At 72.0% G+C, this 18,853-nt stretch carries 12 protein-coding genes; 5 read left to right on the top strand and 7 right to left on the bottom strand.

What is annotated here, in order from left to right; genetic code table 11:
* Nucleotides 1–41 precede the first annotated feature (41 nt).
* The 6 genes from EDF19_RS00385 to EDF19_RS00360 all read right to left on the bottom strand — a co-directional run bounded on the left by EDF19_RS00385 (nt 42) and on the right by EDF19_RS00360 (nt 7,484).
* Entirely contained in the window at nt 42–536 is a 495-nt protein-coding gene (locus EDF19_RS00385; protein WP_123678994.1) for a tetratricopeptide repeat protein, read from the bottom strand.
* Nucleotides 537–545: 9 nt separating this feature from the next.
* Complete coding sequence (locus tag EDF19_RS00380; protein WP_123678993.1) at nt 546–2,444, bottom strand: DUF6807 family protein; 1,899 nt, start codon at nt 2,442–2,444, stop codon at nt 546–548.
* Nucleotides 2,441–4,228 (bottom strand): hypothetical protein, encoded by a 1,788-nt coding sequence (locus EDF19_RS00375; protein ID WP_123678992.1) that lies wholly within the window; start codon nt 4,226–4,228, stop codon nt 2,441–2,443. The genes EDF19_RS00380 and EDF19_RS00375 overlap by 4 nt, the downstream gene beginning before the upstream one ends.
* On the bottom strand, nt 4,228–5,145 hold the full coding sequence (locus EDF19_RS00370) for a carbohydrate ABC transporter permease (RefSeq protein WP_260216811.1): 918 nt from the start codon (nt 5,143–5,145) through the stop codon (nt 4,228–4,230). Before EDF19_RS00370 ends, EDF19_RS00375 begins: the two co-directional genes overlap by 1 nt.
* The gene (locus EDF19_RS00365; protein WP_221180591.1) at nt 5,142–6,116 is read right to left on the bottom strand and encodes a carbohydrate ABC transporter permease; all 975 of its coding nucleotides are present in this window, start codon (nt 6,114–6,116) and stop codon (nt 5,142–5,144) included. The genes EDF19_RS00370 and EDF19_RS00365 overlap by 4 nt, the downstream gene beginning before the upstream one ends.
* A gap of 87 nt (nt 6,117–6,203) precedes the next feature.
* Nucleotides 6,204–7,484, bottom strand: coding sequence for an ABC transporter substrate-binding protein (locus EDF19_RS00360; protein ID WP_260216810.1), 1,281 nt, complete (start codon nt 7,482–7,484; stop codon nt 6,204–6,206).
* A 244-nt stretch (nt 7,485–7,728) separates the two neighbouring features.
* Here EDF19_RS00360 and EDF19_RS00355 point away from each other — a divergent pair, with 244 nt between their 5' ends.
* The 5 genes from EDF19_RS00355 to EDF19_RS00335 all read left to right on the top strand — a co-directional run bounded on the left by EDF19_RS00355 (nt 7,729) and on the right by EDF19_RS00335 (nt 17,959).
* Entirely contained in the window at nt 7,729–8,757 is a 1,029-nt protein-coding gene (locus EDF19_RS00355; protein ID WP_123678990.1) for a LacI family DNA-binding transcriptional regulator, read from the top strand.
* A 731-nt stretch (nt 8,758–9,488) separates the two neighbouring features.
* Nucleotides 9,489–10,778, top strand: coding sequence for a Gfo/Idh/MocA family protein (locus tag EDF19_RS00350; protein WP_260216946.1), 1,290 nt, complete (start codon nt 9,489–9,491; stop codon nt 10,776–10,778).
* Nucleotides 10,775–12,070 carry a DUF993 family protein gene (locus tag EDF19_RS00345; RefSeq protein WP_123678989.1) on the top strand — a complete coding sequence of 432 codons (1,296 nt, stop codon included), beginning with the start codon at nt 10,775–10,777 and terminating at the stop codon, nt 12,068–12,070. The genes EDF19_RS00350 and EDF19_RS00345 overlap by 4 nt, the downstream gene beginning before the upstream one ends.
* A complete protein-coding gene (locus EDF19_RS00340; RefSeq protein WP_123678988.1) occupies nt 12,067–12,972 on the top strand; it encodes a sugar phosphate isomerase/epimerase in 906 nt (301 codons plus the stop codon). The genes EDF19_RS00345 and EDF19_RS00340 overlap by 4 nt, the downstream gene beginning before the upstream one ends.
* Nucleotides 12,973–13,912: 940 nt before the next feature.
* A complete protein-coding gene (locus tag EDF19_RS00335) occupies nt 13,913–17,959 on the top strand; it encodes an SGNH hydrolase domain-containing protein (RefSeq protein WP_123678987.1) in 4,047 nt (1,348 codons plus the stop codon).
* A 134-nt stretch (nt 17,960–18,093) separates the two neighbouring features.
* Here EDF19_RS00335 and EDF19_RS00330 read toward each other — a convergent pair whose 3' ends face one another.
* A complete protein-coding gene (locus tag EDF19_RS00330) occupies nt 18,094–18,846 on the bottom strand; it encodes a FadR/GntR family transcriptional regulator (RefSeq protein WP_123678986.1) in 753 nt (250 codons plus the stop codon).
* Between the last annotated feature and the right edge of the window lie 7 nt (nt 18,847–18,853).

Here is an 18,853-nt window from a genome sequence, read left to right as displayed (position 1 = left end):
CGCCGACGCCATCAGCGCGCGGGGCATCAGCGCGCCGGCGTTCAGCGCTCGGTGAGTGCCGCTGCGTAGGCGCGGACGGACCGGCGGTAGCGGGGAAGCGTCGGTTCGACGGCCTCGATCGCGACGCGCAGTGCCTCGTCGTGCCGGCCGGCGCTGTGCAGCGCGAGTGCCAGGAAGACCTTCGGCGCTGAACCGGTCGAGGGGTGCTCCGGGGCGTCGCGGAGCATCGTGATGGCGTCGTCGACCCGGCCGATGTTGCGCAGGGTCGAGGCGTGCTGCACGACCAGCTGCGCGGCACGGTCGGGGTCGACGGCGCCGAGGCCCGAGGCGGTCGCGGCTTCGTAGTGCACGTGCGCCTCGGCCTCGTGCCCGCCGGAGTCGTACGCGCCACCGACCTCGAAGGAGCCGAGTGCGGGGTGCGGAGCGACCGCGGCGAGGTCGTGCATGCGCGCGATCCGAGCCTGGTCGTCAACGGTGTCGTCGGCCCAGAGTGCGGCGACGCGGGCATCCCAGTCGGCGCTGTCCGTGGTCGTCATCGAACCAGGCTAGTGCGGCTGCGTGTGCCCGTCGGTGATCGTGGCGCGGAAGGAGCGGACCAGCGGGACACCGGGACGGACGAGCGCGGGCTCCCGCCAGGCCAGGGCCGATCCGACGGCGGGGTACTCGTCGGCGCGGACGAACCAGGGGTCGCGGTGGTCGAGTGCTTCGATGCGGACGATGGCCGGGCCCTCGTCGAAGGTCGCGGTCCACTCGACCCAGGGTGACACCGAGCCGTGGACGGCGGCTTCGCCCTCGGCCTCGGCGGTCCGGACGGTGACGTCCGTGCAGGACGGGAAGCGCCAGAAGAACCCGCCGTAGCCCGCGCCGACCCGGCCGTTGCTGCCGGGACCGCCGAGGTGCACGGGGTGCTCGCCCGGTGCGCGGAACGACGACGACCAGGTCAGCTCCCACCCGGTCGGGGTGGCGCTCCAGCGCAGGACGCGGTCCTCGTGCAGGACGACCCGGCGGTCGGGGCCCCGCCAGACGAGCTCCTGCGTGCTCGACGGGCCGTGCTGCTCGGCGTGCACGACCTCGACGCTGCCGTGGTCGTCGCGCCAGACGTAGCCGTGGCCGTGCACGTAGGTCCGACCACCCCAGCAGTTGACACCGTCGACGTCGGGGATCGCGAACCCGAGCCCGCAGTGCCAGTCGTGGTCGGCGGGGTGGTGCGCGGTGACGACGGTGCCGCCGAGGGTCCGGATCGGGTGCAGGTACGGCCGCGGGGACGACGTGGCGATCGTGCCGGCACCGTCGAGCTCGGTCGCCACCTCGGTCCCGCCGACGCGCAGGACCTGCAGCACCTCGTCGCGGGCGGTGTGCGCCCACGGTGCGCCGACCTCGGAGAACAGTGCGCGGTCGTCCGCAGCACGGTCGACGATCGCCTCGACGTCTGCGACGAGGGGCCGGCGCTCGGGGCCGTCACCCTGCCAGGTGACCCACGGGTGGTCGATGCGGACCGGTTCGGTGGCGCGGACGGCCTCGAGGACCTCGACGAAGGCGCCGGTGGAGACGAGCGGGACGAGCAGGGCGTCGCCGCGGGCGCGGTGGGCGAGCAAGTTCTCGAGCAGGTCCGTGCGCCCGACGGTCCGGGTCGTGCCGCCGACCGCGACCTCGTCGGACGTGTACCCGAGGACGGCGCTGCCGGCGGTTCCGCGGACCCGCACGGTGGGCAGGACCTCGGAGGGGCCGCAGAGCGTGAGCGCGGCGGTGGCCTCGAGCCCGGCGGCCGTGGTCACCCGGACGGCCGAGGTGTCGTCGCCCTCGATGTCGTTCGCCCGGTACAGCTCGACCTCGACCCGGACCACATCGGCGGCGCGACGACACCCGACGACGGCGAGGGCGGTGGCGACGGCGTGCGCGAGGGGGTTCGTGACCACCCCGTCGAGCACGTCGACCCCGCCGACCCGACGACGACCGGCCCAGCCCGAGCGGTCCCAGTACGCCTGGTTCCGCGTCCAGGTGCCGACGGCGGCGGCGGACCGCACCGCGCCCACGAGCGAGCCGTCGCGGAAGGCCGGAAGCGCGTCCGACCCGAGGCTCTGGAACCCGACCTGGACGACCCGGCCGGTCCGACGCTCGGCCTCGAGCAGGGCCGCGAGGGCGGCGCGGGTGGTGACCGGCGGCTTCTCGAGCAGGACGTCAGCACCGGCCTCGAGGGCCGCGAGGGCGAGGGGCAGGTGCGCGCCGATCGGGGCCGCGACGACCACGACGTCGACCGGGCCGAACTCCCGCGCTGCGCCGACGTCCGGTGCGACCGGGGTGCCGGCGTCCGTGGCGGTTCCGAGTGTGGGGTCGACGACGGCGGTGAGCGTGCACACTCCCGCTGCCACGAGGCGGTCGATGTTCGCACGGTGGTGCAGGCCGTAGCCGCGGGCACCGACGAGGACGACGCCGGGCAGCGTCATCGACCGGTCCCGATCACGACGCGCACCGTGCCGGGGGAGCGCCCGGTGACGTGGACGTGCTCGCCGGCGGGGCGGTCCGTGCCGCCGAGGAAGGCGTAGTCCTGACCGGGTGCGTAGAACGCGGGCTGTGCGGGGCAGGCACCGTTGCCGGGACCGAACGACACGACCGAGTCCCCGACGCGGTAGGTGCCGGTGCCCTCGGCGAGGACGCGTTCGCCGGTCGCTCGGTCGGTGCTCACACCGGTGAAGGTACCCCCGGCGCGGAACGTCAACTGGAGGGACCACGGCACGTCGGCACCCGCCGTGGTGACGTCGAGCGTGACGGCACCCGGGGTGACCTCGACGTCGACCGTCGTGGTGAGCGACACCGTGTCGACGGCGCGGGAGCCGAACGACATCGATGCCGAGAAGCGACCTTCGTCACCGAGCGCGTACGCACCGTCGCGACGCCGGTCCGCGGCGGGGAGCGGCTGGTGGTAGCCGGCGGTCACGGTCTCGGTGAGCCGGAAGCGACCAGCACCGAGCGGCTGGGGCACGCCGAGCGGCTGGGGCACCCCGGGCGACTCGGGCACCCCGAGCGACTGGGGCACCCGGAACGACTCGGGCACCCCGAACGACTCCAGTGTCGTCGGACGGAAGGGGCCGAGGCCGAAGAACTCCCGGGACAGCCGGACGTCGGACAGGACGACGGCGCCGGAGAACACCCGCAGGAAGGTCGGGCTGTTCGCCAGCCCCGACCGGACGTGCCCCTCGGCGGGGACGTCCGAGCCGGCGAACAGCACGACGCTGCGGTCGGGTTCGCGGACGTGCACGAGCCGGGCGTCGGCGAACGCGTGCACGGCCGGCGTCAGGGGGCTCCCGGCGGGCAGCGGCGCGACGGCGGGCAGCGGTCGGCCGAGCACCGGGTCCGTCATCGCCCGTGCCGCGACCGCACCGGGCTGCCACATCTCGGCGACCGCGGCTCGGGCGGCGACCGCGGCGAGGTCGGCACGGTCGTCGAGCACCGCGACGTGCCAGAGCAGGGGAGCGAACGCGCCGATGCCGAACGGGTGCGACTGGTCCTGCCGGCGGGACTGCACGGTCTCGACGGTGTCGTCCGGCAGCAGGAGCGCGAGCGTGGCGTCGAGCGACCGACGGACCGGGTCGAGCAGCTCGGGCCGGTCGAGCACCGACGCCAGCACGAGGAACGACGGGCAGGACACGGCGGCCGCGTAGTTCGGGCTGCGCTCGGACCACAGGCCGTCGGCGTCGATGTCCGGCGCTTCGGCGAGCCACTCGTCGATCCGCTCGACCAGCTGCGGCGACGGGTGCAGCCGGTGGATCCGGGCGAGGGCTGACGAGATCTCCCAGCGGTGGTTCGGCGTGTGCACGCCGCCGGTCAGCAGTGCCGGGGTTGCACGGTGCACGATCGCATCGAGGTCGTCGGCCAGCGCACCGGCCGCCGGCACCGACGCCCGGTACGGCGCGAGCAACTCGAGGGCGTCGCAGACGTCGTTCACCGTGAACGCCGAGTCCGGCGGGGAGAGCACGTTGTCTCCGCCGACGAACGTGCCGCCGGGCGACTGCCGGGCCGCGAGGTGCCGGACCCAGCCGTGCGCGGTCGTGAGCTCGCTGTCGGGGAGGTGAGCCGTGCCTCCAGGCAGGTGACGGACCCACGCCCCGACCAAGGTGAGGGCACGCGCCATCAGTTCCCGGTGCTGCAGCGTGGCGGGGTCGTCGTCGGCGAGTCGGAGCTGGCGAGCCGCTTCGTCGGCTGCCGGCCCGACCGCGTCGAGGAAGCCCATCAGTCCTTGAGACCCGCGTTGAGGTCCGCGCCGTTCACGTACTTCTGGAACACCAGGTAGATGAGGACCAGCGGGATGATCGAGATCACCGAGGCGCCGAGCAGGACGGTCCAGTTGACGTTCTCCGCGCCCACGATGCTCTGCAGGGCGATCTGGATCGTGAACTGGTGCGGGTCGTTGAGGACCAGCAGGGGCCAGATGTAGTCGTTCCAGCGCCACTGGAACGAGAAGATCGCGAGTGTCAGCATGATCGGACGGGAGATCGGCAGCATGATCCGCCAGAAGATCCCGAACTCGCTCGCGCCGTCGATGCGCGCGGCCTCGACCAGGTCGTCGGGCACCGTGATGAAGAACTGCCGGAACATGAAGATGCCGGTCGCGGTGATCACCGACGGCACGATGATGCCCGCCAGTGAGTCGTACATGCCGAGGTCGCGGATGACGATGAACGTCGGGGCGAGGATGACCTCGGTCGGCAGCATCGTCGTCGCGAGGATGCAGACGAAGAAGACCTTCAGCCACTTGTTGTCGTACTTCGCCAGGGCGTACCCGGTGGCGGCGCTCGCCAAGACCGTGAGCACGGTCGTGACCAGCGCGACGATGACGGTGTTGCCGAAGTAGCGGGCGAAGTCGTAGCTGGCCCAGGCCTCGGTGAAGCCGCTGACCGACCAGGTCTTCGGCAGCAGGGTCAGCGGGTACGAGAACAGTTCACCGCCGGGCTTGAAGGCGCTGAGGACGAACCAGAGCACCGGGAAGCCGAAGGCGATGATGAAGACCCAGAGCAGGGCGGTGGCGGCGATCGCCTTCGGACGGGGCGGGCCGTCGAGACGCTTGGTCTTGGTCGTGCCCTTGCTCTTGCTCTTGGTCGTGTCGTCGGTTGCGGGTGCGCCGGGGGCACTGGGCAGGGTGGCGGTCATCGACGGGCCTCCGTCCGACGGTTCACGGCCAGCTGGATCAGCGCGATGGCCATGAGGATGAGCATGAGGACCATCGACGCCGCGCTCGCGTAGCCGATGTGGGCGTTCTGGAACCCGTTCGTGTAGATGTACTGCACGAGCAGGTTGTTGTCGGTGCCGGGACCGCCGCCGTTGAGCGCCTGGACGGTGGCGAACTCCTTGAACGCCCCGAGCGACGACAGCAGGATGACGATGAACGACGTCGGCGCGATGCTCGGCAGCGTGATGTACCGGAACTGGTGCCAGGCGCCGGCCCCGTCGAGCGAAGCCGCCTCGTAGTACGACTGCGGCACGTTCCGGATCGCGGCGACGAACAGCAGCATGTTGAACGCGGCACCGGCCCACGCGGTGGCGAACACCACGACGAGCAGCGACAGGTCGGCGTTCGACTGCCACGGCACGGCCTTGCCACCGAGGGACTCGATGACGAAGTTCGCCAGACCGAAGTTCTCGCCGAACATCCACCGCCAGATCACACCGGTGACGATGGGGGAGATCAGCCACGGCACGAAGAACACGATGCGGGCGACGCTCCGGCCCTTCGCGGCGGGGCTCGTGAGCATCAGGGCCATCGACAGCGCCAGCACGAAGCCGAGCGGCACCGCGACGACCGCGTAGAGGAAGGTGCGCGCGAGGGCCGCGTAGAAGGTGTTGTCGGCGAAGAGCTCGAAGTAGTTCTGCAACCCGATGAACTTCGGGTCGACGACGCCGTTGTAGTCGGTGAACGAGTAGCCGAGACCGATGACGGCCGGCCAGACGAAGAAGACGACGAACAGGACGGCGTTGACGCTCACGAACAGGATCGGGGCGAGGACGGGCTTGCTGACGCCGGAGCGTCGGCGCTTCGTCGTCCTCGCGGCTCCGGGCCGGCGGGGCGGCACCGGTGTGGGGACGGCGGTCTGCACGTCACCGGCTGCGGTGGGGATGCTCACGATGATCCTCTTCGTTCGTCGTGCTGCTGCTGCTGCTTCGGAAGGGAAGGCGGGTGGGCCGGGCGCCTCCGCACCCGGCCCGGTCCGTCAGCCGACGTGGTCCTCGTAGTACTTCGTGATCGTCTCGAGGGTCTTCTTGGCGGTCTGCTGCCCGTTGATGAGCTTGCCGACCTCGGCGGTGGTCGGGTCGGTGCCGAGCTCCTTGCCCTCGACCGCCCACTTCGCGCTCTCCTTGGCGTAGGAGCTCGAGATCGGGTCGGCCGCGTCGATCTCCTTCTGGTACAGCGCGAAGGAGTCCTTCGCCGCCTGCGACTCGAAGGGGTACTTGATGTCCAGCCCGGTTTCGACCGGCAGGAACCCGTTGGTGGTCACGAGCTTCGCGTAGTTCGTCGGGTCGTACATGTAGTCGATGAACTTCTTCGCGGCGGCTCCGCGGGCGTCCGAGTTCTCGAACCCGACGATGTTGCCGCCGTAGTTGATCTCGGTCGCGTGGGTCGGGTCGGCCGGGGTGGCGGCGCTCGCCCAGTCGAAGTCGGTGATGTTCGACGCGAAGTCCGAGGACTGCCAGACGCCGGAGAAGTAGGCGACGACCTGCCCGCTCTTGAACAGGGCGTTCGGGTCCTGCCCGCTCGTCCACACCGACTTCGGCATGACCGAGTCGTCGTTCATGTCCGCGAAGTCCTGCAGCGCGTCGACGGTCTTCGCGTCGGTCGGGAAGGAGCCGTCCTTCTCCTGCTGCATGAAGTCGGTGCCCTTGGTGAACATGTAGGCACGCAGGCGCGACGGCGACGAGTCGAACGTCAGGTCGTACTTCGCGCCGGTCTTCGCCTTCACCTTGTCGGCGGCCGTGAGGAACTCGTCCCAGGTCCACGCCTTCGCGGGGTCGGTCGGGTAGTCCACGCCGGCCTTCTCGAACAGCGACTTGTTCACGAACAGGCCGGCAGCGGTGACGTCGGACGGGATCGAGGTGACCTTGCCGTCGTCGTCCTTCGCGATGATGTCCTGATCGATCTTGTTCGCGTCGTCGTCGACGATCGATGCGAGGTCGATGGTCTTGCCCGTCCAGATCGGGTCGATGCCGGCGGCGCGCACCACGTCGGGCAGCGAGTTCGCCTGCGCGGACTCGCGGAGCTTCGTCTGCAGGCCGTCGTACGGCAGGTTCACGATCTTGACCGTGACGCCGGTCTTCTTCTCGTACGCGGTGGCGAGGTCCTGGTAGCCCTTCTCCTGCGCGGTGGAGGTGGAGAGCCAGAAGGTCAGCTGATCGACCTTGCCGCCGTCGCCGGAGCTGCCGGAGGCACAGCCACTCAACAGGGCCAGTGCGGCGATGCCGCCGGCGAGCGCGAGCATTCTCTTGGATGACTTCATCGTCACTGCTTTCGTTCGGGACCACGGTCGGTGCCGTGGGCGAGCGTTCGGGGTGTCTCGGCCGAGGACCCCAGGTCTACACGAACGGCGCGTGCTTGGCAAGCGCTTTCCCGACGAGTGTGAAGACATCGCGACCTGCACCGTTGCGGAACGTGGGATCCGTGACGGGGCGGCACCGAGCCTCCAGGGAAATCGCTATCCTGACGGCGACCGCGCGCTGCGCGGATCGGACTGGAGGCACGACATGCCGGAACGGGGCACCGTCACCTTGGCAGACGTGGCCGAGCTCGCGGGCGTGTCGCTCGCGACCGCGTCGCGTGCGTTGAACGGCAGCGCACGAAAGGTCCGACCGGAATCGCTCGAGCGGGTGCACTCTGCCGCCCAGGAGCTCCGGTACACCGCCAACGTGCAGGCGCAGGCCGTCGCCCGCGGGACCACCACCACCCTGGCGCTCGTCGTCGGGGACATCGCCGACCCGTACTTCGCGGCCATCGCGGCCGGAGCGATCCGGGCAGCGGACGACGCGGGGCTGGTCGTCACGATCACCTCCACCGGCGGGGACGCCGCCCGCGAGGAATCGGTGCTCGCGGTCATCGCCGGCCTCCGTCCCCGCGCCGTGGTGCTCGCGGTCAGCCGGCACCTCGGCGGGTCGTCCGAGGCCTCGCGGAACGGGGTCGCCGCGCTCGTGGCCGGGGGCGCCGGGGTCGCCGCACTCATGTCCGACGTCGACGGGATCGCTGCCGGGACCCCGGGGGTGCACGGACTCGTGATCCGGAACCTCGGCGGAGCGGCGGCCCTCGCGGGAGCGCTCGTCGAGCAGGGCCACGACTCGTTCGCGGTGCTCGCCGGCGACCCCGACCTCGTCACGGCGCACGCCCGGGTGGAGGGCTTCGTCGCCGGGCTCGCCGCCCACGGCATCCGGTTGCCCGACGCGGCGATCGTCCCCTCGGCGTTCTCGCGGGACGGCGGGTACGCGGCGATGTCCCGCCTGCTCGACGCCGGATCGGTGCCGCGGTGCGTGTTCGCGGTCACCGACCTGATGGCCGTCGGGGCCGTCGCCGCGATCCGGGACCGTGGCCTGGTGCCCGGGGTGGACGTCGGGGTCGCGGGGTTCGACGACGTGCAGATGCTCGCCGACGTCGTGCCGGCGCTCAGCACGGTGCGGTTGCCGCTCGAGGAGATCGGGGCCCTCGCGGTGCGGCGGGCCCTGGGCGAGGACGTGACGGGCGTCGTCGACGGTGAGGTCGTGCTGCGCGCGAGTACGGCGCGGTAGCGCGGCGGGGTGCTGCGGTGGGGTCGCGCGGCGGGGTGCTGCGGTGGGGTCGCGCGACACGCTGGCGGCGATGCGTCGAGGTCGCTCGAACTGTCGTTCGGCGTCGCCGGGTGCGACCGTTTGTGACACCTCGGCGAACGTGAGCGGGGTGTCGTGACCGCTCGGCACGGCTGCGGTCGGCCAGGCGTGGTCGTAGTCGTCGCTCGACCCCGAGGTCCCGCGATCGTGACGTCCCGGGGTTGCGAGGTCCCGAGGTCGCGCGACACGCCGCCGGCGATGCGTCGAGGTCGCTCGAGCTGTCGTTCGGCGGCGCCGGGTGCGACCGTTCGTGACACCTCGGCGAACGTGAGCGGGGTGTCGTGACCGCTCGGCACGGCTGCGGTCGAACCGGCGACCGCCGTCGCTCGACCCCGAGGTCCCGAGGTCGTGAGGTCGCGCGACACGCCGCCGGCGATGCGTCGAGGTCGCTCGAACTGTCGTTCGGCGTCGCCGGGTGCGACCGTTCGTGACACCTCGGCGAACGTGAGCGGGGTGTCGTGACCGCTCGGCACGGCTCCGACTGCCCGGGCCGACCTCCCGTGTGCGGAACGTGTTCGAGTGGCGACCGCGTGCTGTCGGAGCGCCCGACTCGTGGTGTACGGTTCCGGCAAGCGCTTTCCAACACGGCGGAGAGCGGGCCACAGCGAGCAAGGGAGCACGCGTTGACCACCACGCGCACCATCGGCATCATCATGAACGGCGTCACCGGGCGCATGGGCTACCGGCAGCACCTCGTCCGGTCGATCCTCGCGATCCGGGACGACGGCGGACTCCTGTTGCCGGACGGCTCCCGTGTCCAGCTCGAGCCGCTCTTGGTTGGCCGCAACGCCGCGAAGCTCGAGGAGATCGCCACACGCCACGGCGTCGAGCACTGGACCACCGACCTCGACGCCGCCCTGGCCGACCCGCGCTGGGACGTCTTCGCCGACTTCGCCGTGACGAGCGCCCGCGCCGACGCCCTGCGCAAGGCCATCGCCGCCGGCAAGGCGATCTACACCGAGAAGCCGACGGCCGAGACCTCCGCCGAGGCCCTCGAACTCGCCCAGCTCGCGGCCGAGGCCGGCGTCCCGAACGGCGTCGTGCACGACAAGCTCTACCTGCCCGGCCTCCGGAAGCTCCGCCGCCTGGTCGACTCCGGGTTCTTCGGCCGGATCCTGTCGGTGCGGGGTGAGTTCGGCTACTGGGTGTTCGAGGGGGACTGGCAGAGTGCCCAGCGCCCGAGCTGGAACTACCGCAAGCAGGACGGCGGCGGCATCGTCGTCGACATGTTCCCGCACTGGAACTACGTGCTCGAGCAGCTGTTCGGCCGAGTCGAGTCGGTGTACGCCAGGACCGCGACGCACATCGAGCACCGCACCGACGAGCAGGGCACCGAGTACCCGGCGACCGCGGACGACGCGGCCTACGGCGTGTTCGACCTCGCCGGGGGCATCACGGCGCAGATCAACTCGAGCTGGGCGGTGCGCGTCGACCGTGACGAGCTCGTCGAGTTCCAGGTCGACGGCACGGACGGCAGCGCGGTCGTCGGGCTGTTCGGGTGCCGGATCCAGCCCAGGACGGCGACGCCGAAGCCAGTGTGGAACCCGGACCTCAAGGACGAGCGGGACTACCGCGGGCAGTGGCTCGAGGTCCCCGACAACGAGGTGTTCGGCAACGGCTTCCGCGCTCAGTGGGAGGACTTCCTGCAGGACCTCGTCGCCGGTCGCCCGCACCCGTACGACCTGCTGTCCGGTGCCCGCGGCGTGGCGCTCGCGGAGGCCGGTCTGCGATCCGACGCGGAGGGTCGACGCGTCGACCTGCCGGAGCTGCAGCTGCCCACTCAGCCCACACCGCGCCTCCAGGCCGACAGCGGCAGCGACAGCGACAGCGCGGCCAGCGCCGACAACGCCGACAGCGCCAGCGCCGCCAGCGACAGCGCCAGCGCCAGCCCAGACGTCCCCGAAGTCGTCCAGCACACCGAGACCGTCGGCGCACGCGCATGACGCACCTCACCCTCCTCACCCCCGACGGCACCACGAGCACCACCGGGCTACGCGCCCCGGCCGTCACCGACGCCGACAAGCCGGCCGCGCCCCTCACCGAGCGCGTCGTCTACGCCGCAGCCCACGTCGTCCCGCGTGCCGCCGCGGACAACACCCCGGGAGCCCCGGCCGACCTCGACTGGGACGCCACCCTGGCGTTCCGCCACCACCTCTGGTCCTGGGGCCTCGGCGTGGCGGACGCGATGGACACCGCGCAGCGGAACATGGGGCTCGACCCCGCGGCGACCCGCGAGCTGATCACCCGCAGCGCCCGCGAGGCCCAGTCCGTCGGCGGCCGCATCGTCGTCGGCGTCAACACGGACGACCTGGCGCCGGACGCCACCGCCGACGCGCCAGCCAGTGAGCCCTCCGAGCAGCAGATCGTCGACGCCTACGTCGCGCAGCTCCACCACGCCGAGGACGCCGGCGCCGGCGTCGTGCTCATGGCGAGCCGTCACCTCGCGAGGCTCGCAAGCACCGCACCCGACGCGCCCGCCGTCTACCGTCGCGTGTACGCCCGGGTCATCGAGCGGGCGAGTGCCCCCGTCGTGCTGCACTGGCTCGGCGAGGCGTTCGACCCCGCCCTCGCCGGGTACTTCGGCGGGCAGCAGGCCTCCGACACGGTGCTCGACATCATGCGCGATGCCGGCGAGCAGGTCTCCGGCATCAAGATGAGCCTGCTGAACGCCCGGGCCGAGGTGTCGCTCCGCTCGCAGCTGCCCGCGACTGCCCGGATGTTCACAGGCGACGACTTCCACTACGTCGACCTCATCGCCGGCGACCGGCCCGGAGACCGGTCCGGAGACCGGCCCGGTAGCCGGTCCGCCGACGGCCGCCACCGCCACTCCGACGCCCTCCTCGGAGCCTTCGCCGCCGTCGGCCCCATCGCCTCAGCCGCCGTCCGAGCCCTGCCCGACGAGGCCGCCTACCGCGCACTCCTCGCCCCCACCGAGGCCCTGTCCCGCCACGTCTTCAGCGCCCCGACCTGGCACTACAAGACCGGCATCGCGTTCCTCGCGTGGCTGAACGGTCACCAGCCCGCCTTCCAGATGGTGGGCGGTCTGCACGCCGGCCGCTCTCTCCCGCACCTGTCCGAGACGGTCCGGCTCGCGAACGCCTGCGGCGCCCTCGAGGACCCGGACCTCGCCGCAGCACGCTGGCACGGTCTGCTCGCGCTGGCCGGGCTGACGACCCCGGCCGGGAGGCGCGGCTCGTCCCACGTCGACCGCCCGGTCGCCGAGGTGGTCGCGTGACGACCGCGGCGGACGCCGTCACGCCGGTCGCGTCCGGTGGGCGCGCGCCGCACCCGCGGCTCTCGGTGAACCAGGCCACGATCAAGTACGCGTCCTTGCGCGAGGCGCTCGACACCGTCGACGCGGCCGGGGTCGGCGCGATCGGCACCTGGCGCGAGCCCGTCGCCGAGGTCGGGCTGTCCGAGGCTGTCCGGATGGTCGCCGACTCGGGGCTCCGGGTGTCGTCGCACTGCCGCGGAGGCTTCTTCACCCTGCCACCCGGTACCGCCAGGCGACGGGCCCTCGACGACAACCGTCGCGCGATCGACGAGACCGCAGCACTCGCCGCAGCCGGAGCACCCGGATCGGCGCCGGTGCTCGTGCTCGTCGCGGGCGGCCTGCCCGAGGGGTCGCGGGACCTCGTCGGCGCACGGGACCGGGTCGCCGACGCGCTCGCCGACCTCGTACCGCACGCCCTCGACGCCGGCGTGCAGCTCGCTGTCGAACCGTTGCACCCGATGTACGCCGCCGACCGGGCCGTTGTGTCGACCTTGGCGCAGGCGCTCGACCTCGCGGCACCGTTCCCCGCCGAGGCCGTGGGCGTCGTCGTCGACACCTTCCACGTGTGGTGGGACCCGGCGCTCGCGGGGTCGGTCGCCCGGGCCGGGGCCGCCGGCCGGATCGCCTCGTTCCAGGTGTGCGACTGGCTGACGCCCATCGCCGCCGATCCGTTGCTGTCGCGAGGCTACCCGGGCGACGGGCATGTCGACTTCGGGCCGGTGACCGCTGCGGTGACGGCGACCGGCTACTCCGGGGACGTCGAGGTCGAGCTCTTCAACCAGGCGATCTGGGACACCCCGGCCGCCGAGGTCGTCGCCCGCGTCGTCCGGTCCTTCGCGGACGCGGTGCCCCTCCCGCGCTGAGCCGCGCGCGCCGCGCCCGCGCCCTCGCACCGTGCGCCCTCGCGGTCCCTACGGTGCGAGGTTCCGCGCAGTGTGGGAGCCCGCGGGCCTCGCACCGTGCGCGGTACTTCGCACCGAGCGCCCGCCGCCGCACCCACCTCGCACCGTGCGACCCGCGGCAACGCCGCCCTCGCATCGTGCGACCCGCGGCAACCGACCTCGCACCGTGCGACCCCGCGATACCTACGGTGCGAGGTTCCGTGCAGTGTGGGACCTCGCGGGCCTCGCACCATGCGCGGCGCCTCGCACCGTGCGACCCACGCGCCGCCGCCCTCGCACCGTGCGACCCACGCGCCGCCGCCCTCGCACCGTGCAACCCACGCGCCGCCGCCCTCGCACGGTGCGACCCCGCCTCCACGCCGACGTCGCACCGTGCGCCCTCGCGGTCCCTACGGTGCGAGGTTTCGCGCACCGTGGGAGCTCGCGAGCCTCGCACCATGCGCGCAACCTCGCACCGAGCGCCCGCCCGACCCGCCACCCCGCCCACCCCGCACCGAAGGGGGACGCCTGTCCCCCGAACGAGGGGCGGAGTCCCAGGTCGACGTAACCGTCCGGTCACTCACCACGGCCCGAGCGACCGTAGCGTCGGGCACAGCAGCACTCACCGGGCTGCTCCACCGGGCAAGGGACCCGGCCGCACCGCGCACCACCGAACGGCGCACCACCGCACGACTGCACCACCGCACTCCGGCACGACTGCACGACTGCACGACTCACGACTCACGACTCACGACTGACGACTGACGACTGACGACTGACGGCTGCATGACCGCACCCCGGAACCCGGCACCACCGCACGACTGCACCACCGCACCTCGGAACCCAGGACCCCCGCACGACGGACCCCGGGACAGCGCACCACCCGCACAGCCTCGTCACGCCTGATCAGGGAAGGTCCGACATGACGGCAACGGACACGGTGCTCGGCGCGCCCGCCGAGACACCGAACGACAGCACCACGGACCAAGAGCGCAGAGCCAGGACCGAGCAGGCCCAGGCGGCCCAGACGGAGGACCAGTACCTCCCCACCCCGCCGACGGACCGCGAGAAGTACTGGTACATGGGCCCGCAGCACCGCTGGATGCTGTTCGCGCAGGCAGCGGCCTTCGCGCTCATCGCCTCGAGCATCTGGCGGTTCTCCACCTCGGCACCAGGCCTGCTGCTCTTCCTCATCCCGACGACGTTGTACTGCCTGACGCTGTGCATCTCGCTCTCGACGAGTTCGCGGAAGAAGCGGTTCCACAAGCGGGACCACATCGCCCGGGTCGCGAGCTGGCAGCCCGGCCGGTACCCGACGGTGGACGTGTTCCTGCCGACGGCGGGGGAGCCGATCGAGATCCTCCGGAACACCTACCACTGGGTGTCGAAGCTCAGCTGGCCGGCCGCGCTGACGGTGTACGTCCTCGACGACGGCGACCGCGAAGAGGTCGCGGACCTCGCCCGACGCTACGGCTTCACCTACGAGGTCCGGCCGAACCGCGGCCACCTCAAGAAGGCCGGCAACCTGCGCCACGGCTACGAGCAGTCCGACGGGGACCTCATCGCGGTGTTCGACGCCGACTTCGTGCCGCGCTCCGACTACCTGTTCGAGCTGGTGCCGTACTTCGACGACCAGAGCCTCGGGATCGTGCAGTCGCCGCAGTTCTTCGACGCCCGGAAGGGCATGCACTGGCTGCAGCGCACCGCCGGCGCCACGCAGGAGCTCTTCTACCGCTGGATCCAGCCCGCTCGCGACCGCTCGAACGCCGCCATCTGCGTCGGTACCTGCGCGATCTACCGTCGCTCCGCGCTCGAGCAGGCCGGCGGCTTCGCCCAGATCGGCCACTCCGAGGACGTCCACACCGGCGTGAACCTGATGCGCGTCGGGTTCCTCGTCCGGTACGTGCCGATCCTGGTCTCGAAGGGCATGTGCCCCGACGACCTGGCCTCGTTCCTCAACCAGCAGTACCGCTGGTGCACGGGGTCGATGTCGCTGCTCGCGGACACCACCTTCCACGAGAACCCGCACATCACCCTGCGTCAGCGGATGTGCTTCTGGTCCGGGTTCCTCTACTACATCTCCACCGCGGTCAACGTGTTCCTCTCGCCGCTGCCTGGCCTGGTGATGCTGTTCGGGCTGCCGCAGTGGATCCAGCCGCAGAACTCGGTGTGGCTCCTCGGCGCGATGGTCATGTGGCTCGTGGTCGTCCCGATCATGTACAAGTCCCGCTGGCGGATCGACGTGCTGCGGATCCAGTCGCTCTACTCGTTTGCGCACGCGGTCGCGATCGTGCACGTCCTCACCGGCAAGACGAGGGAGTGGGTGCCCACCGGCGCGGCGAAGAAGGTCACGACCCCGCTCGGCACGCAGATCGCCCGGGTGATGCGCATCACCGTCACCACGTCGTTGCTCGTCACGTGGGCCGGCCTCGCGTGGGCCACGGTCCGCTTCGGCTTCGACGTGCTCTGGGCGATGTGGATCCTCGCGGCGCTGCACGCCTACGTGCAGGTCCCGATGCTGTTCCTGTCGGTGCCGTCGCCGAAGCGTGCGGCCCGCAAGGCGGCACGAGCAGACCGCCGGGAGGCACGACTCGCCGCGCGCAGGCCGGCCCGCCCCGTGCGCGTGGCGGCCCGTACCGCACTGCTCGCGTCCGCCCCGCCGGTGTCGGGAACCGGCCCCGTGCCGGGCGCGACCCTGCGGACGGCAGGTGATCCGGGCCTCCAGGTCGACGTCGTGCAGGCGGACGTGCGCGCGTCCGACGCAGCCAACCCGGCGCTCCCTGCGCCCCCGCGCTCGCCGGTCGTGACCACGCCGACGTCACCCGTCGTCGCGCCGGAGCCGGCGCGTGCCGAAGCCGCACCACCTGCGTTCGGCGAGCGACTCGACCCGGTGACCTTGCCGGCGTCCGCAGCTCCCGTCGAGGCGCCGGTGCAGGCCGAGCGCCCGCAGGCCGCAGGGCCACGCGTGTTCCGGCCGGACATCCAGGGGCTCCGCGCGGTCGCGGTGCTGCTCGTGGTGATCTACCACACCGGCGCGCCCGTGATCACGGGCGGGTACGTCGGGGTGGACGTGTTCTTCGCGATCTCCGGGTTCCTCATCACCGGGCAGCTCCTCCGCGAGGTCGAGCGGAAGGGCCGCATCGACTTCGGCTCCTTCTACGCCGGTCGCATCCGGCGTCTGCTGCCGACCGCGCTCCTCGTGATCGCGGTCACGGTGATCGCGACGCGGGTGTTCGACTCGATCCTCCGGGCTTCGAGCGTCGCGTGGGACGGGGTCGCGGCGACGTTCTTCGCGCTGAACTACCGGCTCGCCGCGCAGGGCGTCGACTACCAGGCCGCCGACGGGCCCGCGTCGCCGCTCGAGCACTTCTGGTCGCTCGGCGTCGAGGAGCAGTTCTACCTCGCCTGGCCGCTCGTGCTCACCTTGGCGATCGTGCTGTGGAAGCGACACCGCCGGCTCGCGATGACCGCTGTCGTGACGCTCGTGTTCGGCGCGTCGATGTGGGCGTCGGTGACCATCACGTCGACGGACTCCCCGCTCGCGTACTTCTCGATGCAGACCCGCGCGTGGGAGCTGGCGGCCGGGGCGTTCCTGGCCATCGGCGCCCGGTACGTGGCCCGCGTGCCCGGGGTCCTGCAGGTCGGGCTGACCTGGCTCGGCCTCGGTGCGATCCTGGCCAGCGCCGTGCTGTTCTCCGACGAGACGCCGTTCCCCGGCACCGCGGCGCTCCTGCCGGTCCTCGGGGCGTGCGCCGTGATCGCCGGCGGCGGGGTCTACCGCCGCGGATCGGTCGAGTCCGTGCTCGGGGCGAAGCCGTTCCAGGCCATCGGCAAGGTGTCCTACGGCTGGTACCTGTGGCACTGGCCGATGGTGGTGCTCGTGCCGGTGATGGTGAACCGGGACCTGAACTGGGTCGAGAAGCTCGAGGTCATGGCCGTCGCGCTGTGGGTCGCCACGATCACGTACCACCTGATCGAGTCGCCGTCGGCCCGCGCGCGCTGGAAGCGGATCCGTTGGGCCGCGATCGGCGCCACCGCAGCAGCGGCCACCACGGCCACCGCGGTCGTCGTGGTGTTCTCGGTGCCGGCCCTCGTCGGCAGCGGCGGCACCGTGCAGGCCGCGACGCTCGACCAGGGCGACTCGAAGGAGGTCCAGGCGACGATCCAGGCCGCGCTCGCGAAGCAGGCAGTGCCCGCGAACCTGACCCCGGGGATCACCGAGGCCGCCGAGGACCAACCCGACTCCACCGACAACGGCTGCCACGCCGGGTACCTGCAGATCCAGCAGAAGGCCTGCGTGTACGGCGACCCGGAGGGGACCAGGACCGTGGTGCTCTGGGGTGACTCGCACGCGCAGCAGTGGCTCCCCGCACTGGACGCCGCCGGGAAGACCGAGGGCTGGAAGGTCGTCGCGTGGACGAAGTCGGCGTGCCCGGTCGCGCAGGACGTCGAACTGTTCAACTCGTCGCTCAAGCGGGTCTACACCGAGTGCCCGACCTGGCGCGACGCCTCCATGAAGCGCATCGAGCGGCTCGACCCGGACCTGGTGCTGATGGCCCAGTCGGACAACGTCCCCGGCAAGCAAGTGTCGAACACCACTTGGGCGGACGGCACCGCCGAGACCGCCGCGACGGTGCAGGCTGCCGGGATCCGCACCGTGTACATGCTCGACACCCCCGTGCCCGAGGGGGATGCGGTGTCGTGCGTGGCCGAGCACCTCGACTCCGTGGGGGAGTGCAACCAGGCCGAGGACCACGCCTACGCGGTGTCCGGCCGGCACCAGGACGTCGCCGAGACGGTCCGCGCCGCCGGGGTGCCGACCGTGGAGCCGCGGGACTGGTTCTGCACCGCGGACGGGTGCCCGGTGGTGGTGCAGGACAAGCTCGTGTACCGCGACCAGACGCACATGTCGACGGCGTACAGCCGCTGGCTCGAGCCGCTGGTGGCGCCGCTGCTGCGGTCGTCGTAGGCGGGCGGCCCGGCGCCCCGGCGCCCCGGCGCCCCGGCGGCTCGGTGGGGCCCGGCGCCGGCCCGAGTTTTCGGGCTCAGCGACAGTTCGCGGGCTTCCGGGCGCGAGAACTGTCGCTCAGCCCGAAGACTCGGCTAGCCCTCGTCGACGGGCACCGGCTCGGCGTTCTCGATCCGGGCGCTCGCCGTGGCCATGTGCTCGTCCATCGCACGCTGCACGGCGAGCACGTCCCCGGCCCGGAGCGCGTCGTAGATCGCCCGGTGCTCGTCGTACGCGGCCTCGGTGGCCTGGCGGGTGCGGACACGGCGGCCGACCCAGACGCTCAGCATCGACCGGAGGCTCTGCAGCAGGTCGGCGAGCACGTCGTTCCCCGACGCCCGGGCGAGCAGGACGTGGAACCGCACGTCGGCGTCGATGAAGGCCGGAGGGTCGTCGAGTGTGGCCTCCTGGCGGTCGAGGTACTCGCCGAGCTCGGCGACCTGCTCGGGCGTGGCGCGCTGCGCGGCGAGGATCGCGACCGTCCGCTCGAGCGACGACCGGATCTCCAGGAGCTCTCGGGTGCGGTTCGACGCGAGCATGAGTCCCCACGACAGCGTGGTGGGGAGCAGGTCGGACGTGCCACCGCGCAGGTAGGTGCCGGAGCCCGGTCGGATCTGCACGATGCCGAGGATCTCGAGCGCGGCGAGGGCTTCGCGGACCGCGGACCGTCCGACCCCGAGGCGCTCGGCCAGCACTCGCTCCGCCGGCAGCCGTGACCCGGGCGCGAGGTCCCCGGCGGTGAGCAGGGAGACGAGCTGCCGTGCGACCTCCGATGCGGGGGAGCCGGCGGGCACCGACTCGAGCTCGAGGCGGATGTTGAGCGGATCGTCCGGGCTGAACGCGGGCATGCAGTGA

Source organism: Curtobacterium sp. PhB115 (genome assembly GCF_003752025.1).
Classification (GTDB): Bacteria; Actinomycetota; Actinomycetes; order Actinomycetales; family Microbacteriaceae; genus Curtobacterium.
Note: the sequence above shows the minus strand (reverse complement) of the source record. Positions and strands in the feature narration are given on the sequence as shown.